Here is a 21,692-nt window from a genome sequence, read left to right as displayed (position 1 = left end):
ATGCTGTCCGACGTGACCACCCCGCACGATCTCGACGACCGGCTCCGGGCCGAACTGGCCGCGCTCGGGGCGCCCGAGAAGCGGCGCGACCTGGGCGAGCGACTGCCCGACGGCGGGCCGCTGACCGGGGCGCAAGTGCTGGCCCTGTTCGACGCGCAACTGACCAGCCGGCTGCTCGACCTGGCCGGGCAGTGGCTGCACGGCTTCGGTGAGGGGTACCACACGATCGAGTCGGCGGGGCACGAGGGCAACGCCGCCGTGGCCGCCGCGCTGCGGCCGACCGACCCCGCGCTGCTGCACCACCGCTCCGGGGCGTTCTACTGCCTGCGCGCCGCCCAGGCCGCCGGCGCCTTCCCCACCGCCCCGCCGCCGCCCGTCCCGCCGACACCCGCCCCGGAGGCCGATCCCGACGCCGCCGTGGACGCCTCGCCCGATGCTGGTCCCGGCACCGTCGTCGACGGCTCGCCCAGTGCTGCTCCGCCGGCTGGCGCCGCCGGCTCGCCCGGCAGCGCCGTTGACAGCTCGCCCGGCACCGCCGCCGACGGCTCGCCCGGCACCGCTGCCCGCGCCGAGGTCCACGGCTCGTCCGGTGCCGTCCCCGGCACCTCGAGCGGCGTCTCGCCCGACGGGCCGGCCGCATCCTCCGCGCAGCGGGCCACCCCCGCCTCCTCGCCTGTCGCCCCCGCTCCGTCTGCTGTCATCCCGGACCCGGCGGCCGCCCCGGCCCTGCCGGCCGCCGTGCACGAATCGCACGACCTGCCCGCCCAGCGCGGCACCGGCCAGGATGCGCACATCAATCCCACCTCCCAGGAGCAACGTTCCACCCTCCGGGAACCGGAGAGATCTTGGTACGAAAGTGCCCCTATAGGGGCCGTTTCGTACCAAGATCTCGAACGGCCGGGGGCGGGAGGTGAGGCGGGCAGCCTTCCTGCGGGAGCGCCCGCGATCGTGGTGGACGCGGACGGTGGCGCGACTGTCGGCGTACCCGATCTGCCACAGCTCGCGCCCGACGACGCGTTCGCGGCGGCGGCGCGCGACGTGCTGCGCGGCATTGTCGCGTCCGTGGAGGAACCGGCCGCCGGCGGCCGGCAGAAGCTCTTCGGCCGCGCCGACCTCGCGGTCGTGCCGACCGCCGCGAACGCCGGCTCGCACCTGCCCCGCGCGGTCGGTCTGGGGCTGGCGCTGGAGCGGCTGCGCCGGGGCGCCCGGCCCGCGGACGGCGAGCCGGAAGCGGCGGCCTGGCCCGCGGACTCCGTGGTGGTCTGCTCCTTCGGCGACGCCTCGGTCAACCACGCCACGGTGACCGCCGCGCTCAACACGGCCGGCTGGTACGACCACACCGGCCTGCGTATCCCGGTGCTGTTCGTCTGCGAGGACAGCGGTGGCTCCGCCGACGGGTGGGTGGCGACGACGCTGCGGTCCCGGCCCGGCATCCGCTACTTCGCGGCCGACGGCACGGACGTGGCCGAGAGCTACCGGGTGGCGGCGGAGGCGGCGGCCTGGGTGCGCCGGCACCGCCGGCCCGCCGTGCTGCACCTGGGCGCGGTCCGGCTGATGGGCCAGGGCGACGCGGCCCGCGACCCGCTGCTGGCCACCGCGCGGCTGCTGGTCACCTCCGGGTACGCCGGGGGCGAGGAGCTGCTCAGCCGGTACGACGAGCGGGGCTGGCAGCTGCGCCGCATCGCCGAGGAGGCGCTGGACGAGCCGAAACTGGCGTCCGCTGTCGACGTCGTGCGGGAGCTGGCGCCGCGGCGGCCGGTCCGGGTGGCCCGGGCGGTGGCCGAGGCGGCGGAGCGGGCGGCCGGGCCGGGCGCCGGGGCGCGGGCGGAGGCGTTCGGCGGCAAACCGCCGGAGCTGACCGGGCCGCTGACGCTGGCGCAGAGCATCAACGCGGCGCTCGCCGACGGCATGCTCGACCACCCTCGGATGGCGGTGTTCGGCCGGGACGTGGCCGCCGGCGGCGGGGCGCACGGGGTGACCGAGGGGCTGCGGGACCGGTTCGGGGCGGCCCGGGTGTTCGACACGCCACGGGACGAGACCTCGATCCTCGGACTCGGGCTGGGCGCCGGCCTGGCCGGGATGCTGCCGGTGCCGGAGATCCGGTACCTGGCGTATCTGCACAGCGCCGAGGACCAGCTGCGCAGCGAGGCGGCCACCATGCGGTTCTTCTCCCGGGGCGCGTTCCGCAACCCGATGGTGGTGCGGGTGGCCGCGCTGGCGGGTGAGGACGGGCTCGGCGGCCACGCGCGCAACGACAACTCGGTGGCGGTGCTGCGGGACGTACCGGGGCTCGTGGTCGCCGTGCCGGCGCGGCCGGACGACGCCGCGCCGATGCTGCGTACGTGCCTGGCCGCGGCCCGGGTGGACGGCAGCGTCTGCGTCTTCCTGGAGCCGGCCGCGCTCTATGACGCCCGTGACCTCTACGCCGACGGCGACGGCGAGTGGACGGCCGAGTACGCCGAGCCGGGCGCCTGGGCGGACCGGCACGTGCCGATCGGGCGGGCCCGCGTCTACGGGATCGGCTCGGCCGAGGACCTCACCATCATCACCTTCGGTAGCGGGGTGCGGATGTCGCTGCGCGCGGCGGCCACCCTCGCCGCGGAGGGCGTGGGCAGCCGGGTGGTGGATCTGCGCTGGCTGGCCCCGCTGCCGGTGGCCGACATCATCCGGGAGGCCTCGGCGACCGGCCGGGTGCTGGTGGTGGACGAGACGCGACGCTCCGGCGGGGTGGGCGAGGGCGTGGTGTCCGCGCTCGTCGACACCGGGTACGTCGGCGCCGCGCGCCGTGTGGCCGGACTTGACTCGTTTGTACCATTAGGTCCGGCCGCTCGTCAGGTTCTGGTCTCCGAGGAAGCCATCACCCAGGGTGCCCGTACGCTGCTGGCACGGTAAATTCCGTTCCACCCGGTGCGCCACTTGCGCGGCGAGCCGCAACTGTGTGGACTGGGCCCGACGGTGTCACCCGACGCCACGAGCAGGGATAGATGAGGAGGCACGCGACAGTGAGCGCGACCGCTGGCCAGGCCGACGGGGTACGCAGCCTGGCGGACCGGTTCGGTATCGAGCCGGGCATGGTCGTCATGGAGATGGGCTACGACGACGACGTCGACACCGATCTCCGGGACGCCCTGACCGACCGCTGTGGGGAACTCGTCGACGAGGACACCGACGAGGTGGTCGACGCGGTTCTGGTCTGGCACCGCGACGGCGACGGTGACCTCTTCGAGCTCCTCGTGGACGCCCTCGGGCCGCTCGCCGACAACGGCGTGGTCTGGCTCCTGACCCCGAAGGCCGGCCGCGACGGCCACGTCGAGCCGAGCGAGGTCGCGGAGAGCGCGCAGACCGCCGGCCTCCAGCAGACCTCCACCATCAACGCCGGCCGCGACTGGAGCGGAGCCCGCCTGGTCATGCGGCGCGGCTCCAAGAGCAAGAAGTAGGAGCGCACATGCCCGTCGAGGTTGGCGCCGAAGCGCCCGACTTCCTGCTCAAGGACCAGAACAACCAGGAGGTACGGCTCGCCGACTTCCGTGGCCGCAAGACCGTGCTGCTCGTCTTCTACCCGCTCGCGTTCACCGGCGTCTGCCAGGGCGAGCTGTCCGAGGTGCGGGACAACCTCGACGAGTACGCCAACGACGACGTCCAGGTGCTGACCGTCAGCGTCGACTCCGTGTACGCCCACAAGATCTGGGCCGAGCAGGAGGGCTTCCAGTTCCCGCTGCTCGCCGACTTCTGGCCGCACGGCGCGGTGGCCCAGGCGTACGGCGTCTTCAACGACGTCGCGGGCATCGCCAACCGGGGCACCTTCGTCATCGACAAGGCCGGCGTGGTCCGCTTCGCGGAGATGAACATGCCCGGCGAGGCGCGCGATCAGCAGGGCTGGCGCAAGGCGCTGGCCGAGGCCGCCGCTGCCTGAGTCCCACACCCAGGTACGTCGTTCGACCGGGCCGGAGGCGGGCAGGTAAGCTGGCCGCTCCGGCCCGCCGTACGGGCGTTCCGGGCGCGTAGCTCAGTGGGAGAGCACTCGCCTTACAAGCGAGGGGTCGCAGGTTCGAAACCTGCCGCGCCCACCCTTCACCACCAGCAGAAACCGCCCCGAGAAGATCGTTCCTCGGGGCGGTGACAGCAACAGGGTCTATGACAGCCGTCCATCGAGCTTGCCGAGCGCCTGACGCATCGCGTCGAGGTTGGCATGCGAGTAGACCTTCAGCGTGATCTTCACGTCGGCGTGCCGGGCGATGGCCTGGACGACGTGCGGCGGGACGCCCAACTCCATCAGCAGCGAGACGACGGTGTGCCGCAGGTCGTGCAGCCGGACCTCGTGGCAGCCGGCTTTCTCCCGGAGGCCGGCGAAGTGTCGGTTGAGGTTGCGCGGTTCCATTGGGGTACCGACCTCGGAGGGGAAGACCAGGCCGTGATCCTGCCAGACCTCGGCGAGGCGATCACGTTCCCGGCGCTGGCGCTCCTGCTGGTCGAGCAGCGCCAACCAGGTCCAGTCGGGCAGCGGGAGGATGCTGTCCGAGTCCTCGGTCTTGGTGTCCTGTAGGCGCAGGTCGCCGCCAGCACGTTGCACTGTCTGCCCGATGGTGGCGGTGCCGTTGTCGAGGTCAAGGTCCGACCAGCGGAGCCCGAGCAGTTCTCCCCGCCGCAGTCCGAGAGTCGCGGCCACCACGTACAGCGCGTGGAGCCGTCTGCCATCGACCCGGGCAAGCCGAGCAGACCACCGCCCGACCCGCCAGCGTCCGACCGTGCGTCTAGGCCGTCTTGACGTGGCGGGCCGGGCGGTGGCCCGCTCCCAGGAGGGCGGGTCGACGGCAGACAGTGAGGATGGCACCGCACAATGGGAGCTTCGTGGCGTTTCAAGATGCACTGGCCTTTTCCTAGGTAAGGCCCGACATGCGAATTGGACCTGTATGACTGTTGAAAGCTGGGGAACTAGATACTTGGCTGGGCCAGGTGCGGCCCGAGGTACCTGGTGGCCGGTGGGAAAACATGTAGTTGAACATGATCGTTTAAAGCAGGTGCTTGCCCTGTCTGCTAGGCATCATGCGAGACAAGCCATCGAGTTGTTCGCAAATGATGACCAAGACGGGCTGACTCAGGCGGCCGTCAGTGCGGGCTGCGCTGTGGAGTTGCTTGCCAAAGCATTTATTGCCAGCGTTGAACATGGCCTGCTGGCCGAAAAAGGCGACCGGGATACGATTCTCATTCTTTCCGGAAATGCGAACCTGGCCTCTGCTCGAATCGCTGAGATGAAGACGGTTGGCGCGTTGGAGGCTCTAAAAATTGCCAAACATCTGCATCCATCCTTGCCGTTCAATTTGCAGTCTGACCAGGTAGTGTTGCGGGTTCGGAATGCAGCTGCCCATATGGGAATGGTCCTGCCGGACGAGTTGCGCGCGGCCGTTGCGGTGATGTGTCGTCTCGTGGACGGATTGCTAGCCGCCCTGTCTCTTAAGCGTAATGAATACTGGGGTAGTCACGCAGTTGGAGTAGTTGATGAGATCCTTGACATAGCCAAGAGCGAGGTTCGTCGCATTGTCGCCGCAAAGATTGCTGCCGCTGCAGGGCGATTCGCTAGCCTGGTCTCCGGACTTGATGTAGCAGGCAGGGCAGTCGTTCTTGCCGCCCTGTCTCGTCGTAGCCCATATACTATTGCTGACCACAACGAGCCTCAAGAGTGTCCTGCCTGTAAACAGCAAGGATGGCTGGTCTGTCACGTTGATGAAGGTCAGCCGGAAGTCGAATATGACGATGACGGAACTCAGTACGCCTTTGCGTCGAGGACGGCTTACCCTGCAATCTTCGAATGTCCGGTCTGCGAACTTGAATTAGAAGAGGAGGAGTTGGCTGAATTTGACTACCCTATGGAGATCGAGCTTGAGCCCAATAATGACCCATATTCGGACTATGAGCCAGACGAGGATTGGTTCCGTGACCGGTAACCCACCTGCCCGTTCCGCTTCAACGCCTGACACCGGGTTGGGTGACCAGCTGGGTGACGATGGACACGAGCGACGCCGGACGCCGATGGACCGTTTGGACAGCTCAGCTCTGATGCAGAAGCAGCTCATCGACGGCCGGTAGTTCCTTTGGGACTAAGTAGTCAGCTTCGCAGGCGGAAGGTCCGGCAAGCCTGACGTCCATAGGGGCATCGGGATGGCGGACTGTCTATCGGTTAAGCGCGCTCGGCATCGTTCTTCGCGCTAGCCTCGTCGGGAGAGCCATTCAGCTCGCGAGTGGATAGCGCCCACGATGCCGCCATCTCAGCCAGTTGGGAAACAAGAGTATAGATTGCGTTGACGACGCCATGCGTGCTTTTGAAAAGGGCAACAACCTTGGTTGATTGCAAATCGTCGGAATTTCGAGCTAAATCGATCATTGCAAACAATCCTGCGATTGCGTCTGCCAAAACGGTCCATGCGGTACCGCCATACTCTGCCGATATCGTTCTCAAGACGCGTCTAGCCGGCACCTGGTTGAAGCCAAACAGTGTTCCAACTTTGAGTAGGTAACTCTCTATTTCGAAAGCTAAGCGGTCGAGAGTCTTTGGCGAGGGAGAGATGGGGCCCTCAATTGATGCCCACATTTCCCAAAGGCGTGGAGGGTTGGGTATCCCGTGCTCTAGTACGCGCTCGCCGAATTCGATAGTACTCCGGGTTTGCGCGGGGTGTCTCATGCGCGAAAAGCTTACGCCGAAATCGTTGATATCAGGAAGCGTGAAAGAGATTCCCTCGGAACCATCTGAGAATGTGGCTGCCGGCTCCCCTGGGCGATCATCTATTGCCGCCGTCTCTCGGGGCAGCATCTCAGCGGCAACTGCAACAAGCTCATCGACCTGGTCGCGCTTCTCGAAGAACTCAATACTGCCTACGGGGGTGTCGGCTCGCTGAATCCTAGAGACTAAGTCAGGGATTGAGCGCCTAAGCAGAATCCCCAGCGTAACGACGACTGCTGGCCAGATGACCACCTGTAGTAGCTTGATCGCCAGCTCCGCCCATCGCACAGTTCCAGCCTCCACGGGGTGCTGACAGCTCTCCAGGTCGCTGTGCCAGCGTAGGTCTGGTCCGCAACCTCCTGCAGACACGCCGCAGGTCCTCGCTGACCCAGCTCGGGTGAATGGCAGGCGATGACCTTGGCGAGCCTTGGGCATTGCGCCCACGGTGATGTTCGGGAAGGAACCTCATCGCCGGACCTGATCGTGCTCGCGTTGAGGTCGCTGACAGCAACGGTGACAGCAATGTGACGAGATGAGGGTGACCGTCGGCGGCCGGACGCAGGCAGCCGTCCGAGGTCGCGGACGCGGACGGATCCGACTGGACGGAGCGCCCAGAACTTACAAGCGAGGGGTCGCAGGTTCGAAACCTGCCGCGCCCACCAGCAGATGAACAGGGGCCCGGTGCGCTGACAGCACGAGTCGCCCGTTGAGCTGACCTGCCGTGAGGTCAGGCGCTCCAGCCACCGACGCCACCGCTGCCGGTGTTGCCGCCGTCCGTCCGGTTCCGATGGTCGTCGAGCCTGCGGCGGGCCTCCGCGGATGCCTGGAGGTCACGCACCTGGCCGCCGTCGACTGGTGTCTGCCGGGTACGGCGCCACAGTGCGACCGCGGCCACGGCCGCCGCGATGATGATCAGGACGATGAGCCAGCGCACTTGGACCTCCCTGGGTGAGATGCCTGCCCTCAGTGTGCGCAGCCGGTCAAGGCTGGTCCCAGGGCGCCTCGACGTGAACGAGTTGCCGCAGATCAGGCCCGGAGCCGTACCCTCCGGGGCTGTGGAACTGGACGACGCATCGCGGGGCAGGGCGCTGGCCCTCGTTCAGGAACTGCGCGACCCGGCCACTCCTGACGAGGAGACGGGGGCGAAGCTCAAGGAGCTGGAGCGGATCCTGCGCTGCCCGCACGTCATCACCCTGATGTTCTTCAATCAGCCCGAGTTGACCGATGAGGAGGTGGTGGCGGAAGCCCTCGCGTACGAGCCGTTTGCCCTCTGAGCACTGCGCCACGACAGCGACGGTGCGGTCAGGCGGGATGGTCGTGCAGGAACGACCGTGCCGCCTCCTTCATGGCCGCCACCGCCTCCTCCGTCTGATCCGGCGCTGCGCCGCAATCGGCGTACAGGTGGAGGAAGCGGTAGCCCACCTCGCGCAGCTTTTCCCGAGGGAAAGTAGGACGACTGCCAGTAGATCTCGTGCGCCAGGTCCTCGGGATCGCCCTCTCCGTCGATGATGCTCGCCGCTGCCGCCCGCATGAGGTGCAGCCGGGCGCCGCTCTCGTCCGGGACCGGCGAGCCGAGTTCCTCCATCGCCTGCCGGAACAGGTCGACGGCTTCCCGGGACTGGCCCTTCGACAGACCGGCGAGCCCCCGCAGGCTCGGCGAGTCGACACCACGGGCCAGAGCATGCGCGGCTGCCATCGCCAGGTCGTCGCCGACCGGCTCGTCCATCGCCAGCCGGACGGCAAGGTCGCGCAGTCGCTCCATCCCCGAGAGGCTAGGCGGTGCGCGGGGCGTGCAGCCGGACAGCGGTCGTGACGGCAGCCCGGGACAATGCGTCGATGGCTCGATCGGATGTGTCGCACCGCGTACAGGATCTCTGGGCCGGCCTCGCCGGTGTCGCCACCAGCTTCCCGGCGGACGGCGTGCGGGTGGTCGTCTCCGCCGGGTCGCGGCTGTGCCCGCCGGCCTGGGCCGGCATCGTGGTGCTGGGAGGATCAGGGATCGCCACCGCGCCGGACGCTGCCGCCGCCCGGTTCCTACGCGAATCGCTCACGGGACGGCCACTCCGGTCGGCCGTCGAGGACGGGCGGTGGGACGGGGAGCGCGGCGTGGTGGACGTGCTCGGTCCCGCCTCGCTGGCGTACCTCGACGAGCGTGAGTTCCGGCCGGAGCCGGCGACCGCCGAGGTGGCCCGGTTGTCACCGGGGCACCCGGACCTCGATCGGCTGGTCGCGGACGTCTCCGCGGATGACCTCGCGGAGAGCGGGATCGGTGAGATCACCTCTCCGGTGTTCGTCGTCCGGGACGGCGTACGAGTGGTGGCGGCGGCGGGGTACGACAACTGGCCAGACGCGGTCGCTCATCTCTGTGTGCTGACCAGCGCCCACTTCCGAGGCCGCGGACTGGCCCGTGCGGTGGCGTCCGCGGCGGTGGCGGAGGCGCTTGCGAACCGACTGCTGCCGCAGTGGCGCGCACGTCCCGAGCCTTCACGACGGCTCGCTCGCCGGCTCGGCTTCCGTGAGCTCGGAGCCCAGGTGAGCATCAAGCTGGCGGCGTCCGCCCGCGGGAGGCGGCCGCGCGACGGGTCAGCGGATGCCCGTGTCGTGGAGCCGCCGGGTGGCGTCCGGGTCGATGGTGGTCCGCACGAGCGAACCGGGCGCGTCTGAGGATCCGGTACTGAACGCGGTCACCACCAGCACGACGACCAGCACCGGCATCAACAGCGTCCGGACCAGCATCGCCCAGCACGCCTTCAGGCCGATCCGGCCGCCGTCCTTCGCCCTTACGAGTTGGGTGCCGGTGAGCAGCGCGCCGAGCGCCCGGCCGTTGCCGTAGCAGAGGCCGTAGAGCAGCGGCACCACCACGAGCAACGAGAGGCTCGCCCCGGCGGCGAAGTCGTCGGACAGGGTGACCGCACGGTCCACCAGGGCCAGGGCGACGACGCCCGCCCCGACACCGAACAGGAACACCGTGAAGTCGACGAGCCAGGCCATGATCTGTGCCCCGGTGCCGGCCCGGACGTACAGGCCGCCGTTGCCAAACGTCGCGATCCGCTTCGCCTTGCGAGGACCGAGTACGTGCTCCGCCTGCGCCTGGGCGGCTTCCAGCCGGGTCAGTGGCCGGCCCGTGGCGCGGACTGTCACAGCGCTCTCCTGTTGTGTCGTGGGCACCGGGCGTTCCGCTGGATCCGGACGCCGTGCCGTGTTGTACCCCGAGTGCAGAGTAGTCGGCGCCAGAACAAGGCCACGGCGCTATGTCGCTGAGGTGTTGTACCGGTCCAGCGTCGCCTTGGAGGTCGAGGCGTCGCGGAAGACAAGCTCCCACGGGCCGGTGTTCACGTCCATGTCCTTGCCGAACCCGACCCACTTTCCGGCCATCCGCCGGCCCGTCGGCTCGGCCAGGAGTTGGATCGCTCCGTGATAGTGGGCACCCCGGTAGTAGCCGGCCGGGTCGGTCTGCTCCACCCAGGTGCCGGTGACAACGGCACCGTCCACGGTCAGGTCCAGCGACAGAGATGAGGACGCCGATCCGGGCAGGCTGCGGGCGGTCAGCCTGTCGCCGTGCTGCAGCAGGACGACGAAGTGCTGTCCGGCGAAGGACTCCTCCCGTCCGCTGGAGTAGTACTGGTAGCGGCTGAGCCACACGCCCTCGTACGACCTGTGCGCCGTGCTGGGCTTGGCAGCCGGCGTCGGCGTGGCCAGGTTCGATACGGGTGAGGTCAGGTCGTGGCCACCCTGCGGGTCGTCGGCCACGTGCCCACCGGGCACCGCGGCGAAGCCGAGCAGTGAGATGGGCAGGCCGGTGACGACCTCCAGCGCGCGTGCGAAGTCGTCCTGGTTCATGCGCATCCCGTTATGGAGGGCGCCCAGGGCCGTGTCGGGAGCGGCCATGAGCGACACGATAGCGCTGTGTCGCAGTGGTGTCACCGTTGGTGCGTGGCTCGTAGATCATCGACGAGCGGCGTTTCGGGGTACGGTCGACAGAATGGCGGCCGGGTGAGTTCGCCGGGCCTCTTGAGCTTGGAGCTGGGCTATGGCTTCCTCCGTCGATCCGCGCTTCGGGGCAGCTCTGCGCGAGTTTCGGGAGCGGCGTGGTCTGTCGCTTCGGTCCCTCGGGCAGCTCGCCCATCGAAGCAAGAGCCATCTGCACGAGCTGGAAGCAGGGCTCAAGGCTCCGACTGTCGACACGGCGCGCCACTTGGACCGGATTCTCGACGCCGGAGGTGTGCTTGCTCGGCTGGTCGATGCGCCGATCGACCATGCGGCCGAGGCGGGCGAGTTGCGGGCGAGGGTTGCCGCCAGTGATGTCAGCGGTGAGGTGCTCGAACGGATCGAGCAGGGCGTCGACGACCTCGCCAGCTCCTATCCGACTATGGCGCCGGAGGATCTGTTGCCGCTGGTGCGGCGACATCTGGCCTATGTGGTGCGGCTGCTGGACGGACGGGTCACGCATGCTCAGCAGCGTCGGCTGTTGGTTGCGGGCGGTTGGTTGGCGGTGCTGCGGGCCACCGTTCACATCGACCTGCGGCAGCGCGGTGCGGCGGCTGCCCATCTGCGTGCTGCTCGTGAGCTTGCCGAACACGCCGAGCATGCGGAGATCCAGGCGTGGTGTCTGGAGACCCGGGCCTGGGACGTGTTGACGCAAGGTGACTACCGGACGGCACTCGATCTGTCTCATCAAGCACAGCGGGTCGCGCCGAAAGGCAGCTCGGCCAGGATTCAGGCGACTGCCCAGGAAGCTCGCGCGTGGGCGCGGATCGGTGATGTGGCCGCCACCCGGCGAGCGCTGGAGCGGGTGGAGCGGTTGACGGCGAATCTGCCCGTTCCGGAACGGGCCGAGCATCACTACCGCTACGACCCCGCGAAGGCCGCCGCCTATATGGCCACGACGTTGGCGTGGGCCGGTGACCCGGCTGCCGAGCAGGTGGCGCGGGCGGTACTGACCGATCTGGACCCGCACGGTGATGGGGGAGCGCGTCCTCGCCGTTCCGCGTCGGCGCGTCTCGACCTCGGACTTGCCCTGGTCGCCGCCGACCAGCCGGATGAGGCGGTTGCGCTCGGGGCGCAGGCGGTGGCGTCCGGGCGGGTGGTGCCGTCGAACTGGTGGCGAGCCGCGGAACTGCTCGCGAAGGTGGAGCAGTCGGGCGTGCCGGAGGCCGCGATGTTGCGTGACCTGTGCGTCGAGTACGCCCCCGCCCGCCGATCGACAGCGGACAGCACACCTGGTTAGCGGACAGTCACCTCCTGGATCGTGGACGCGCTCGGCGTGACGCTGGATCTCCACCGGGCGCGGATAGGCACATCAGCAGGTGTCCTCCGTGCCCTCACCACGGAGGGCCGGACAGATGACGGTGACCATTGGGCTCCTGCGACGGCTCGTCGGTCGGTACCTTCCGCCGTCGACGGTGTCCGGCTTCGGCGAGCGCATCCAGGCGATGGAGCAGGAGATCGCCAGACGTCGTTTGCTGAACCAGGCGCGAGGCGGGCAACGGTCCCCGGACGGCGACGCCTCGCGGGAACGCCGCGTCTCGTACGACACGTACCTGTCGGCCGCCGCGTTGACGTTCGCCCGGCGGCATCGGCCGGTGTGGTGCTGGCGGCGGTGGAGACGGGTTTGCTGGTGCGGAGCCGAGCTGCCCTGTCATTCGCGGCATCGGCTTCCGATCAATCGTGGTCACTGGCCACAGGCGAGCGACAAGTGATCGCCGGGCCGGAGGAGACGATCCTTGCGGTACACGTGCGGGGACTCGACGGCATGTGTGCCGGGTGCCGGGCGTGGTGGGCACGGCTCACGCCGTACCCGTGCTGGCAGGCGGAATGGGCGACGAGTCGGCAGGTGCGGGCGATCACCGCGCGGTTCCTGGAGGGTGCGCGCACTCGCAGGCGTGAGCTGCGGGCGGAGTACGCCGGCGCGCCGGTGTCACTGGCTCTGTATCTCGGCGCCTACCTCGTGCAAGCCTCCGAGGACATGCCCTGGGCGCCTGCCGGCGCGCTGCACCGCCGCTTCGTCGGGTGGACCCGGGAGGCGGGTCCGCAGGGGCGGTGACTGCTCAGAGTCGTCGCTCCCGCAGCCGCCGCCGGAACCGCATCCACTCGGCCGGGACGACGAGGCAACCCGCCACCGCAGGCGGCACCGTCACCAGGAAGTCCGGCCACCGCCAGATGGGCGCGTCCGCTTCCCTCAGGTGGGTGGGGTGCCGGGGGTCGTACCGGACCGCTATCACGTCGCCCGCGGCCGGCCGGTGCACCGGGTTCTCCAGGATCGCCGTCGCGCCCACCGGCCCTGACAGGTAGACGACGTTCAGGGACTTGCCGGGCCCTTCGTAGTTGGCGCGCACCACCTGCGCGTCGCCGATCCGGCCCCTGGTCTCCAGCATGCGGTTCTCCCACACCTGCCACCCGGCGAAGGTCAGGAACAGCGCGGTGAACAGGGACGTGACGAGCAGCCAGAGACCGGCTGTCAGCACGGTCGCCCCCTCGCCCCGTAGCAGGCCGAGGACGACCTCCTCGTAGCGCGAGGGGCGGCTGACGGGGCCGGCGCCCGCTCCGTCGACAGACATCCCGCCGCTCCTTCGCCGACTGCCCCGGACATCCACGGTAGCCAGCGCGCCCAGCCCGGTGGGGAATAGGTGACGAGAAGTCGATATGACTGAGAGGCATAAATATACCTCTCAGTCATATCGCTCGAAGCACTCAGTCTTCCGGCCGGGCATCACCCTCCGTGACCAAACGGCCTGGCACCGCCGGGGCGGTGAGCGACAGCGTGGGCCACGCCGCCAGGTCGTGGAGCATCTGCCGGTCGTGGGTGGCGACGACCACCGCGGCCCTCGTCGTCAGCAGGGCGGCGGTGAGGTCGTCGACCAGCGGCGCCGACAGGTGGTTGGTGGGTTCGTCGAGGATCAGCAGGTCGGGACGTTCGGCCAGGCGCAGCGCCAGGTTCAGCCGCCGTTGCTGTCCGTGCGACATCCGGCCGACGGGGGTACGCCGGGCCTCGGCGTCGAGCAGGTTCGTCGCGCTCAGCGGCAGGGCCGTGCCGGAGTCGACGCGCCCGGCGGAGCGCAACCGGCCCACGTGCTGCTCGTACAGGTCGTGGGCGAGCAGCGCCGGCGGCCAGTCGGGCACCTCCTGACCGAGGTACGCGACGCGCGCCCCGGACAGGTGCCGGACCTCCCCGGTCGACGGCGTGAGGTCACCGGCCAGCACGGAGAGCAGCGTCGACTTGCCCGCGCCGTTGGGTCCGGTCACCAGCAGGCGGTCCCCGCCGTCGAGCGTGAGCGTGACCGGGGTACGCAGGCGCCCGGCCACCGTCACGTCGTGGCAGCGCAGGATCGGCAGTCCGGGACGGGTGTCCAGCGGTGGCCAACGCAGCGGCTGCGGTGGCTCGGGCACGGTGACGCGGTGCGCGTCGAGCGCCTCCTGCCGGCGGCGCAGCGCCTGGACCAGTCCGGGCGCGCGGGACTGGCGCTGGTGCTTGCCGTGTCCCTTCTCCGGCCGCCAGCCGGTGCTGAGGCGGTCCTGCGCCTCCCGTACCCCGTCGGCCAGCCGCTGGTGCTCGGCCTGCTGCGCCTCGTGGTCGCGTACCCAGTGCGCGAAGTCGCGGCGGCGCCCGTCCTGCCAGGCGGCGTAGTCCCCGGCGTAGCGGCGCGGGCGCCCGTCCGCGCTGGGGTCGAGGTCCAGGAACTCCGTGGCGACGTCCCGCAGCAGGGCGCGGTCGTGGGTCACCAGCACGACGCCGCCCGGGTGGTCGCGTAGCCGGGCGGTGAGGAAGGCCAGGCTGTCCGCGTCGAGGTGGTTGGTCGGCTCGTCCAGCATCAGCAGGTCCATCCGGGCTCCCAGCAGGCACGCCAGCCGGACCCGGTAGCGCTGGCCGACGGACAGCGTGGCCAGTTCCCGGTCCCGGTCCGGGCAGGCGTCGAGGCCGGCCAGCGCCACGTCGACGCGCCGCTGCGCGTCCCAGGCGTCCAGCCGGGTCGCCGCGTCCAGGGCGGCGGCGTACGCGTCGTCCGCGCCCGCCCGGCCCTCGGTGAGCGCGATCGCGGCCTCGTCGAACGCCCGCAGCGCGCGTTCGGACTCCCGGATCGCCTCCCGGACGAGCGTGCCCACGGTCTCGCCGTGGCGCGACTCCAGGTTCTGCCGGGCGACGCCGATCGTGCCCAGCCGTTCCACCACGCCCTGGTCGGGAGCGATGAGGCCGGCCAGCACGTGCAGCAGCGTGGTCTTGCCGCGGCCGTTCTCGCCGACGACCGCCAGGCGGGAACCGGCGGAGACGGTCACGCTGACGTCGGACAGCACGACCCGGCCGCCGAGTACGACGCGGACGCCGTCGGCCCGCACGTGCGCCCGGTGCCCGGCGGGCAGCGAACCGCCCGAGGTGGATGGGAAGGAAGGAATGTTGTCGAGGTTGTGCACAGTCCGCTCTTCGGCTCGTCGTGGAGCCGGGCAGCGCGAGGACACCGCCCGGCGGGAACGCCGGGACGGCGGAGCAGAGCTGGTACGTCAGAAGAAGCCGGTCACCCTGCCGCCGTCAGCGGAGGGACCAGGGCTTCATGACAGCGGCGAAGAACCTCATGCGGTAAACAGTACCCGGCTCCGGGCCGGAGATCACCGGAATTACCGGCGGAGGCGGGCGGAGGCCTCGGCGTCGAGCAGGTCGTTCACCGCCAACGCCGAGTTGATCAGGGCGAGGTGGCTGAACGCCTGCGGATAGTTGCCGATCTGCTCACCGGTGGAGGCGATCTCCTCGGCGTAGAGCCCGAGGTGGTTGCTGAAGGTGAACATCTTCTCCAGGGTGAGCCGGGCGTCGTCCAGCCGGCCGGAGCGGGCCAGCGCCTCGACGTACCAGAACGTGCACATGTTGAACGTGCCCTCGTGACCGGGGAGCCCGTCGGGGGAGTGGACCGGGTCGTACCGGTGGACCAGGCTGTCCGAGACCAGGTCCCGCTCGATCGACTCGAGGGTGGACAACCACAGCGGGTCGGTGGGCGTGACGAACCCGACCGCCGGCATGTAGAGCAGGGCGGCGTCGAGCACGTTCTCGTCGTACGCCTGCACGAAGCTGCCGCGTTCCCGGTGGAAACCGCGGGCCATGACCTGGTTGTAGATCCGGTTGCGTTGTTCGGTCCAGCAGTGCATGTCGCCGGGCCGGCCGGTGCGGGTGGCCAGCCGGATGGCGCGGTCCAGCGCCACCCACGACATCACCCGGCCGAACGTGTAGTTGCGGGGGTGGTGGCGGCTCTCCCAGATGCCGGCGTCGCGCTGGTCCCAGTTGTGGCAGAGCCAGTCGATCAGCCGCACGGTGCTCTTCCACACCTGGTGCGACACCCGGATGCCCTGCTCGTCGGCGAGGTGCATGGCGTAGAGCGCCTCGCCGTGGATGTCGAGCTGGAGCTGGTCGGCGGCGCCGTTGCCGATCCGCACCGGACGGGAGCCGCGGTAGCCCTCCAGGTGGTCGAGCACCTCCTCGTGCAGGTCCGAGGACCCGTCCACCCGGTACATGATCTTCAGTGGGTCCTGGTGGTCGCCGGCCTCGCGGATGCGCTCGTCCAGCCAGTCCATGTACCGGCTGACCTCCTCGGTGAACCCGAGGCCGAGCAGCGCGTGCACGGAGAACGAGGTGTCGCGTACCCAGGTGTAGCGGTAGTCCCAGTTGCGGGAGCCGCCGACCAGCTCGGGCAGCGCGGCGGTCGGCGCGGCGATCATCGCGCCGGTCGGCGCGTACGTCATGAGCTTGAGCGTGATGGCCGAGCGCTCGACCATCTCCCGCCAGCGCCCGGTGTAGCGGGAGCGCTCGACCCAGCGCCGCCAGTAGTCCCGGGTCCACTCGAACATGCCCTGGACCTCTTCCGGCGGAATGATCCTGGGCTCGTCGATGCCGGTCTCCAGGACCACCCCGCCGGTGTCGCCCTCCTGCAACGTGCCGTAGGCGATCAGGTCGCCGTCCTCCATGCGGATCTCGCCGGTCTTGGCCCAGAGCTGCCGCACCGGATCGATCGGGTTGAAGGCGAGCGTCGCCGACCGGCTCCGGAACAGGTAGCCGTTGCGGTGCCGCTCCAGCTCGTGGCTCTCCCGGGCGAAGTCGAAACGCGGCCGGCACTCCACCCGGAACCGCATGCTGCCGCGCACCATGTTGACCATGCGCACGATGCGGTGCGAGTCGGTGACCCGCTCGCCGGTCACCGGCATGAAGTCCATCACCTCGGCGACGCCGTCCGCGCTGATGAACCGGGTGATCAGGATCGGCGTGCCGGGGAGGTAGAGCTGCTTCGTGACGTACCGGACGTCGTGCGGGGCGATCTGGAAGAAGCCGCCCTTGTCCTTGTCCAGCAACGCGCAGAAGACGCTGGGCGAGTCGAAGCGCGGCGCGCAGAACCAGTCGATCGTCCCGTCACAGGTCACCAGCGCCGCGGTCTGAAGGTCGCCGATGAGCCCGTGATCCTCGATCGCCGGATAGCTCTTCACGTCGCCCCCCAGGTTCCGACTGCCCTCTCCGACTCAACCTAGGGGAAGAATTGTCAGGTTAGAGGGGATTCGTGGTCACCCACCCTCGCGCGTCACGCCGCGCCTCGACCGCCCGGCGGGTCTCCTCGTTCACCAGTTCCGCGTTGATCATCGCTGCGGTCCGGGCACCAGCCGCGGCAGCGGCCCCGACCTGCGCCGACAGGTCGGTCACGTTGCCCGCGACCCACACCCCGGGCACCTCGGTACGCCCCGACTCGTCGGCCGGCAGGTACTCGCCCATCCCGCTGGGGTGCGGTTGCGGGCGAAGTCCCAGTCCGGCCAGGAAGCCGGTGCGCGCGACCATCCGGGGCGCGACGGTCAGCACCTCCCGGTCGACGGTGCGGCCGTCGCGCAGGCGTACCCCGGTCACCCGGTCCCCGGCCGTCTCGACGGCCGCGACCTCGCCCTCGACCACCGGCACGCCGCGGGCGGCGAGCTGCTCGGCCTGCTCGTCGGTCAGCGGCGGCGCGGTGTGCCGCAGGTAGACCACGTCGTCGCTCCACTGCCGGAACAGCAGCGTCTGGTGCACCGACATCGGGCCGCTGCCGATCACCCCGATCGGCCGGTCCCGCACCTCCCAGCCGTGGCAGTACGGGCAGTGCACCAGGTCCCGGCCCCAGCGCTCGCGCAGGCCCGGCACCTCGGGCAGCTCGTCGACCAGGCCGGTGGCGACGAGCACATGACCGGCGCGTACCCGCCGGCCGTCGGCGAGCGTCACCTCGAAGCCGTCGCCGTCGCGGCTCACCGACTCGACCCGGCCCTCGGTCAGGTGCCCGCCGTAGCGGTGGACCTCGTCCCGGCCGCGTGCCAGCAGTTCGGTCGGCGGTACGCCGTCGTGGCCCAGCAGCGCGTGCACGCCGTCGGCGGGCGCGTTGCGCGGTTCGCCGCCGTCCACCACGAGCACCGACCGGCGTGCCCGGGCCAGCATCAGCGCGCCGCTCAACCCGGCCGCGCCGCCGCCGATCACCAGTACCTCGTAGTCCTCACGTAGCTCGGTCATCGTGACCACCTCCGCGACCAGACTGCGGCGGGGAAGCGCAGAACCGCAAACTCTCTTGCTGATGTGGCAAACTGGGGGCATGGATGTCGACCTCGACCAGGCCCTCGACGCGGTCGGTCCCCGGCTGCGCGCGCTGCGGCGTGAGCGGGAGACCACGCTCACCGATCTCTCCGCCGCCACCGGCATCTCGGTGAGCACGCTGTCCCGGCTGGAGTCCGGCGGCCGCAAGCCCACCCTCGAACTGCTGCTCCCGCTCGCCCGCGCGCACGGCGTGACGCTGGACGAGCTGGTCGGCGCCCCGCCCACCGGCGACCCGCGCGTCCACCTGCGGCCGGTCGCCGCCTTCGGGATGACCATGCTGCCGCTCACCCGCCGCGCCGGCGGCATCCAGGCGTACAAGCTGATCATCCCGGCCGGCGGCCGGTCCGAGCCCGAGCCGAAGACCCACGAGGGGTACGAGTGGGTCTACGTGCTCAACGGGCGGCTGCGGCTCGTGCTCGGCGAGCACGACCTGGTGATGGTCCCCGGTGAGGCGGCCGAGTTCGACACCCGCGTACCGCACTGGTTCGGGCGTGCCGACAGCGAGGGGGTGGAGTTCCTCAGCCTCTTCGGCAGCCAGGGCGAACGCGCCCACCTGCGCGCCCGCCCCCGCGCGTCGAGCTGAGCGGCGACGGTAAACACGCCCGCCGCGGCATCGGCGGCGCGACGATCAGCGGGTGAGCTATGCGGACGTCGGCGGGCTGCGGATCTGGTACGAGGAGCACGGGGCCGGCAAACCGCTGGTCCTGCTGCACGGCGAGTACGGCTCGACGGAGACTTTCGCGCCGGTCCGCCCGGCGCTGGCCACGCGCCGGCGGCTGATCGCCGTCGACCTGCAGGGCCACGGCCGCACCGCCGACGTGGACCGGCCGCTGCGGTACGAGTCGATGGCCGACGACGTCGCCGGGCTGCTGCGGCACCTCGGCCTGCCCCGGGCCGACGTGCTCGGCTACTCCCTCGGCGGCGGGGTGGCCCTGCGTACCGCGATCCAGCACCCCGACCTGGTCCGGCGCCTGGTGCTGGTCTCCACGCCGTTCCGGCGGCGCGGCTGGTACCCGGAGACGCTCGCCGCGATGTCCGCCCACGACGAGCGCGTCGCGCAACGGATGCGCGGCACCCCGCTCCACGAGCGGTACGCGCGGGTGGCGCCCCGCCCGCAGGACTGGCAGGCGCTCTGGGCCCGCGGCGGCGAGCTGCTGCGGCGGGACTACGACTGGTCCGCCGAGGTGGCCGCGCTGCCGATGCCGGTGCTGCTGGTCTTCGCCGACGCGGACGAGATCCCGGTGAGCCACGCGGCGGAGTTCTTCGGCCTGCTCGGCGGCGGCCGCCGGGACGCGGGCGGCGACGGAACCGGCCGCCCCGCGTCCCGGCTGGCGGTGCTGCCCGGGCTGACCCACTACGACGTGCTGACCTCGCCCGCGCTGCCGGCGGCGGTGCTGCCGTTCCTCACCCATCCGGCGCGCGCCCCGGGCTGACTCAGCCCACCAGCGCCGGGGTGTCCGCGCCCGCCGTCGTGCGCGGGCGCAGCAGCGCGTACGCGAGCCCGACGGCGACCACGAGCAGCCCGGCGCCGATCGCGAACGCCAGGTGGAACCCACTGGTCAGCGCGGCGGCCCGGTCGTCGCCGAGCGCGAGGCGGTCCGCGGTACGGGCGGCGGCCAGCGTGGACAGCACCGCTACGCCGAACGCCATGCCGAGCTGCTGGGTGGTGTTGAACAGCCCGGAGGCGAGACCGGCGTCGTCGGGGCGGGCGGCGGACATGCCGAGCGCGGTCAGCGCCGGCAGCACCAGCCCGAACCCGCCGGCGAGCAACATCACCGGGAGCACGTCGGGCAGGTAGCGGCCGTCCACCGGTACGCGGGCCAGCAGCACGAACATGGCGACGAGCAGGACGAGCCCGGCCAGCAGCACCGCCCGCTCGCCGAACCGGGCGTTGAGCCGGGCGGAGACGCCCAGCGACACCGCGCCGATGACGACTGCCGCCGGGAGCAGGGCCAGCCCGGTGCCTGTGGCGTCGTAGCCGAGCACCTGCTGGAGGTAGAGCGTGACGAGCACCTGGAACGCGAACGTCGACGCCACGGTGAGGATCTGGACCACGTTCGCCACCGCCACGCCGCGCGAGCGCAGGATCCGCAGCGGCATGAGCGGGCGGCGTGCGGTCGCCTGCCGGACGACGAACCCGGCGACCAGCGCGACGGCGAGCGCGCCGAGGCCGAGCGTACGCGCCGACGTCGCCCCGTACCGCTCGATCGTGACCACCGTGTAGATGCCGAGCACCAGTCCGGCGGTGACCAGCAGCGCGCCCGCCACGTCGGCCCCGGCGGCCAGGCCCAGGCCCCGGTCGGCGGGCAGCGTACGGACCGCGAGCGCGATCGTGGCCAGGCCGATCGGCAGGTTGATCAGGAAGATCCAGTGCCAGCCCAGCGCGTCGGTGAGCAGGCCGCCGGCGACCTGGCCGATGGCCGCCCCGGCCGCGCCGGTGAAGGCGAACACGGCGATCGCCCGGCCCCGCTCGGCGGCGTCGGGAAAGAGCGTGACCAGGATGCCGAGGCTCACCGCGACCGCCGCCGCGCTGCCGACACCCTGGAGGAAACGGGCCGCGACGAGCGTGGCGCTGTTCGCCGCCACCCCGGCCAGCACCGAGGCGGCGGTGAACAGCGCGGTGCCGCCGAGGAACATCGCCCGGCGTCCGACCAGGTCGCCCAGGCGGCCGGCGAGCAGGAGCAGGCTGCCGAACGCGATCAGGTACGCGTTCACCACCCAGCTCAGGCCGGCCGGGGAGAAGCGCAGTTCGCGCTGGATGGCCGGCATCGCCACGGTGACGATGCTGCCGTCGAGGATGGTCATCAGGGCGCTGGTGGCGAGCACGCCGAGGGCGAGCCGCCGCGAGCGGGGAGCGGACATGGAGTCCTCCTGTCGAGAGGTGCGACAGGATGGACCGTAACGGATAGTTCCGTTACGGACAATCTATTGAGGGACTATTGGCGAGCCCGGCGGGCCGGCTTCGGGCTCTGCACCGGCGTGGCCAAATGGCCGGCGGCCAGGCGCTCCAGCGCGCGCAGGAAGACCGCCCGCTCGTCCTCCGGCAGGCTCGCCAGCGCCTCGGCGTGCACCCGGTCGACGATCTCCTGGCTGCGCGCGGCCACCCGGGCGCCCTCCTCGGTGACCGCGATGATCCGGGCCCGCCGGTCGGTACGCGACGGACGCCGCACCGCCAGCCCGGCCTGCTCCAGCGCGTCCACCGTCACCACCATCGTCGTCTTGTCCATGTCGCCCATCTCGGCGAGCTGGATCTGCGTACGCTCCTCGGGCAGCGCGTGCGCGAGCACGCAGTGCATCCGCGCGGTCAGCCCGATCTCGGCCAGGGCCGCCGCCACCCGGGTGCGCAGCACGTGACTGGTGTGGTCGAGCAGGTACGACAGGTCCGGGGTGCTCATCCGCCCA

Annotated in this window: 22 protein-coding genes, 1 tRNA gene and 1 pseudogene; 12 read left to right on the top strand and 12 right to left on the bottom strand. The window is 70.6% G+C overall.

Translation table 11 applies throughout. The features are described from left to right. The 4 genes from PVK74_RS13675 (at nt 1) to PVK74_RS13660 (ending at nt 4,067) form a co-directional block, all read left to right on the top strand. Nucleotides 1–2,892 (top strand): transketolase C-terminal domain-containing protein, encoded by a 2,892-nt coding sequence (locus tag PVK74_RS13675; RefSeq protein WP_420800527.1) that lies wholly within the window; start codon nt 1–3, stop codon nt 2,890–2,892. A gap of 110 nt (nt 2,893–3,002) precedes the next feature. After that, a complete protein-coding gene (locus PVK74_RS13670) occupies nt 3,003–3,437 on the top strand; it encodes a DUF3052 domain-containing protein (protein WP_013287823.1) in 435 nt (144 codons plus the stop codon). Between the two features lie 8 nt (nt 3,438–3,445). Next, a complete protein-coding gene (locus PVK74_RS13665) occupies nt 3,446–3,913 on the top strand; it encodes a peroxiredoxin (RefSeq protein ID WP_043329219.1) in 468 nt (155 codons plus the stop codon). 82 nt (nt 3,914–3,995) lie between these two features. Then, nucleotides 3,996–4,067, top strand: a tRNA-Val gene (locus PVK74_RS13660). 65 nt (nt 4,068–4,132) lie between these two features. Here PVK74_RS13660 and PVK74_RS13655 read toward each other — a convergent pair. Continuing rightward, complete coding sequence (locus PVK74_RS13655) at nt 4,133–4,831, bottom strand: site-specific integrase (protein ID WP_338020357.1); 699 nt, start codon at nt 4,829–4,831, stop codon at nt 4,133–4,135. 148 nt (nt 4,832–4,979) lie between these two features. Here PVK74_RS13655 and PVK74_RS13650 point away from each other — a divergent pair, with 148 nt between their 5' ends. Further along, nucleotides 4,980–5,942: a hypothetical protein gene (locus tag PVK74_RS13650; RefSeq protein ID WP_274479164.1), complete on the top strand. Its 963-nt coding sequence runs from the start codon at nt 4,980–4,982 to the stop codon at nt 5,940–5,942. 233 nt (nt 5,943–6,175) lie between these two features. Here PVK74_RS13650 and PVK74_RS13645 read toward each other — a convergent pair whose 3' ends face one another. Then, nucleotides 6,176–7,003 carry a hypothetical protein gene (locus PVK74_RS13645; RefSeq protein ID WP_274479163.1) on the bottom strand — a complete coding sequence of 276 codons (828 nt, stop codon included), beginning with the start codon at nt 7,001–7,003 and terminating at the stop codon, nt 6,176–6,178. Nucleotides 7,004–7,442: 439 nt separating this feature from the next. Further along, nucleotides 7,443–7,649, bottom strand: coding sequence for a hypothetical protein (locus tag PVK74_RS13640; protein ID WP_073831958.1), 207 nt, complete (start codon nt 7,647–7,649; stop codon nt 7,443–7,445). A gap of 121 nt (nt 7,650–7,770) precedes the next feature. Here PVK74_RS13640 and PVK74_RS13635 point away from each other — a divergent pair, with 121 nt between their 5' ends. Continuing rightward, complete coding sequence (locus PVK74_RS13635) at nt 7,771–7,989, top strand: hypothetical protein (RefSeq protein WP_274479162.1); 219 nt, start codon at nt 7,771–7,773, stop codon at nt 7,987–7,989. Here PVK74_RS13635 and PVK74_RS13630 read toward each other — a convergent pair. Beyond that, nucleotides 7,923–8,477 carry a hypothetical protein gene (locus tag PVK74_RS13630; protein WP_274479161.1) on the bottom strand — a complete coding sequence of 185 codons (555 nt, stop codon included), beginning with the start codon at nt 8,475–8,477 and terminating at the stop codon, nt 7,923–7,925. The two genes, PVK74_RS13635 and PVK74_RS13630, sit on opposite strands and share 67 nt — an antisense overlap. Nucleotides 8,478–8,551: 74 nt before the next feature. Here PVK74_RS13630 and PVK74_RS13625 point away from each other — a divergent pair, with 74 nt between their 5' ends. After that, a complete protein-coding gene (locus PVK74_RS13625) occupies nt 8,552–9,379 on the top strand; it encodes a GNAT family N-acetyltransferase (RefSeq protein WP_274479160.1) in 828 nt (275 codons plus the stop codon). Here the strand turns inward: PVK74_RS13625 and PVK74_RS13620 are convergent. Together PVK74_RS13620 and PVK74_RS13615 are read right to left on the bottom strand one after the other, a co-directional pair. Continuing rightward, a complete protein-coding gene (locus tag PVK74_RS13620) occupies nt 9,299–9,856 on the bottom strand; it encodes a hypothetical protein (RefSeq protein ID WP_274479159.1) in 558 nt (185 codons plus the stop codon). The genes PVK74_RS13625 and PVK74_RS13620 overlap by 81 nt on opposite strands. A 108-nt stretch (nt 9,857–9,964) precedes the next feature. Further along, nucleotides 9,965–10,612, bottom strand: a complete 648-nt coding sequence (locus tag PVK74_RS13615) for an XRE family transcriptional regulator (protein ID WP_420800526.1) — start codon at nt 10,610–10,612, stop codon at nt 9,965–9,967. A gap of 133 nt (nt 10,613–10,745) precedes the next feature. Between PVK74_RS13615 and PVK74_RS13610 the strand changes: the two genes are divergently transcribed. The 3 genes and pseudogenes from PVK74_RS13610 (at nt 10,746) to PVK74_RS13605 (ending at nt 12,758) form a co-directional block, all read left to right on the top strand. Then, complete coding sequence (locus PVK74_RS13610) at nt 10,746–11,942, top strand: helix-turn-helix domain-containing protein (RefSeq protein WP_274479157.1); 1,197 nt, start codon at nt 10,746–10,748, stop codon at nt 11,940–11,942. Between the two features lie 294 nt (nt 11,943–12,236). Beyond that, nucleotides 12,237–12,587, top strand: a pseudogene (locus tag PVK74_RS31135) (hypothetical protein); the annotation flags it as partial. Then, complete coding sequence (locus PVK74_RS13605) at nt 12,573–12,758, top strand: hypothetical protein (protein ID WP_222949147.1); 186 nt, start codon at nt 12,573–12,575, stop codon at nt 12,756–12,758. The pseudogene PVK74_RS31135 and the gene PVK74_RS13605, both read left to right, overlap by 15 nt. A 4-nt stretch (nt 12,759–12,762) precedes the next feature. On the opposite strand, the gene PVK74_RS13600 is transcribed toward PVK74_RS13605, so the two are convergent. The 4 genes from PVK74_RS13600 to PVK74_RS13585 all read right to left on the bottom strand — a co-directional run bounded on the left by PVK74_RS13600 (nt 12,763) and on the right by PVK74_RS13585 (nt 18,209). Beyond that, nucleotides 12,763–13,272, bottom strand: a complete 510-nt coding sequence (locus PVK74_RS13600; protein WP_043329229.1) for a hypothetical protein — start codon at nt 13,270–13,272, stop codon at nt 12,763–12,765. 133 nt (nt 13,273–13,405) lie between these two features. Continuing rightward, nucleotides 13,406–15,121 carry an ABC-F family ATP-binding cassette domain-containing protein gene (locus PVK74_RS13595; RefSeq protein WP_274479156.1) on the bottom strand — a complete coding sequence of 572 codons (1,716 nt, stop codon included), beginning with the start codon at nt 15,119–15,121 and terminating at the stop codon, nt 13,406–13,408. 201 nt (nt 15,122–15,322) lie between these two features. Further along, nucleotides 15,323–17,170: a glycoside hydrolase family 15 protein gene (locus PVK74_RS13590; protein WP_043329230.1), complete on the bottom strand. Its 1,848-nt coding sequence runs from the start codon at nt 17,168–17,170 to the stop codon at nt 15,323–15,325. Between the two features lie 58 nt (nt 17,171–17,228). Then, nucleotides 17,229–18,209 (bottom strand): NAD(P)/FAD-dependent oxidoreductase, encoded by a 981-nt coding sequence (locus PVK74_RS13585; protein WP_274479155.1) that lies wholly within the window; start codon nt 18,207–18,209, stop codon nt 17,229–17,231. Between the two features lie 79 nt (nt 18,210–18,288). On the opposite strand from PVK74_RS13585, the gene PVK74_RS13580 reads away from it, so the two are divergent. Further along, nucleotides 18,289–18,873: a helix-turn-helix domain-containing protein gene (locus tag PVK74_RS13580; RefSeq protein ID WP_064448246.1), complete on the top strand. Its 585-nt coding sequence runs from the start codon at nt 18,289–18,291 to the stop codon at nt 18,871–18,873. A 52-nt stretch (nt 18,874–18,925) separates the two neighbouring features. Continuing rightward, nucleotides 18,926–19,723, top strand: coding sequence for an alpha/beta fold hydrolase (locus tag PVK74_RS13575; protein ID WP_274479154.1), 798 nt, complete (start codon nt 18,926–18,928; stop codon nt 19,721–19,723). Nucleotide 19,724: 1 nt separating this feature from the next. Here the strand turns inward: PVK74_RS13575 and PVK74_RS13570 are convergent, their stop codons facing one another. Next, nucleotides 19,725–21,152 carry an MFS transporter gene (locus tag PVK74_RS13570; RefSeq protein ID WP_274479153.1) on the bottom strand — a complete coding sequence of 476 codons (1,428 nt, stop codon included), beginning with the start codon at nt 21,150–21,152 and terminating at the stop codon, nt 19,725–19,727. Between the two features lie 74 nt (nt 21,153–21,226). After that, entirely contained in the window at nt 21,227–21,685 is a 459-nt protein-coding gene (locus PVK74_RS13565; RefSeq protein ID WP_069088933.1) for a MarR family winged helix-turn-helix transcriptional regulator, read from the bottom strand. Between the last annotated feature and the right edge of the window lie 7 nt (nt 21,686–21,692).

Source organism: Micromonospora chalcea, assembly GCF_028768405.1.
GTDB classification, from domain to species: Bacteria; Actinomycetota; Actinomycetes; order Mycobacteriales; family Micromonosporaceae; genus Micromonospora; species Micromonospora chalcea.
Note: the sequence above shows the minus strand (reverse complement) of the source record. Positions and strands in the feature narration are given on the sequence as shown.

Bases quoted from the DNA above. Each gene is read 5' to 3' on its own strand.
- PVK74_RS13665 (WP_043329219.1), top strand. From the start codon at position 3,446: ATGCCCGTCGAGGTTGGCGCCGAAGCGCCCGACTTCCTGCTCAAGGAC.
- PVK74_RS13570 (WP_274479153.1), bottom strand. From the start codon at position 21,152: ATGTCCGCTCCCCGCTCGCGGCGGCTCGCCCTCGGCGTGCTCGCCACC.
- PVK74_RS13675 (WP_420800527.1), top strand. From the start codon at position 1: ATGCTGTCCGACGTGACCACCCCGCACGATCTCGACGACCGGCTCCGG.
- PVK74_RS13565 (WP_069088933.1), bottom strand. From the start codon at position 21,685: ATGAGCACCCCGGACCTGTCGTACCTGCTCGACCACACCAGTCACGTG.
- PVK74_RS13625 (WP_274479160.1), top strand. From the start codon at position 8,552: ATGGCTCGATCGGATGTGTCGCACCGCGTACAGGATCTCTGGGCCGGC.
- PVK74_RS13630 (WP_274479161.1), bottom strand. From the start codon at position 8,477: ATGGAGCGACTGCGCGACCTTGCCGTCCGGCTGGCGATGGACGAGCCG.
- PVK74_RS13580 (WP_064448246.1), top strand. From the start codon at position 18,289: ATGGATGTCGACCTCGACCAGGCCCTCGACGCGGTCGGTCCCCGGCTG.
- PVK74_RS13610 (WP_274479157.1), top strand. From the start codon at position 10,746: ATGGCTTCCTCCGTCGATCCGCGCTTCGGGGCAGCTCTGCGCGAGTTT.
- PVK74_RS13600 (WP_043329229.1), bottom strand. From the start codon at position 13,272: ATGTCTGTCGACGGAGCGGGCGCCGGCCCCGTCAGCCGCCCCTCGCGC.
- PVK74_RS13585 (WP_274479155.1), bottom strand. From the start codon at position 18,209: ATGACCGAGCTACGTGAGGACTACGAGGTACTGGTGATCGGCGGCGGC.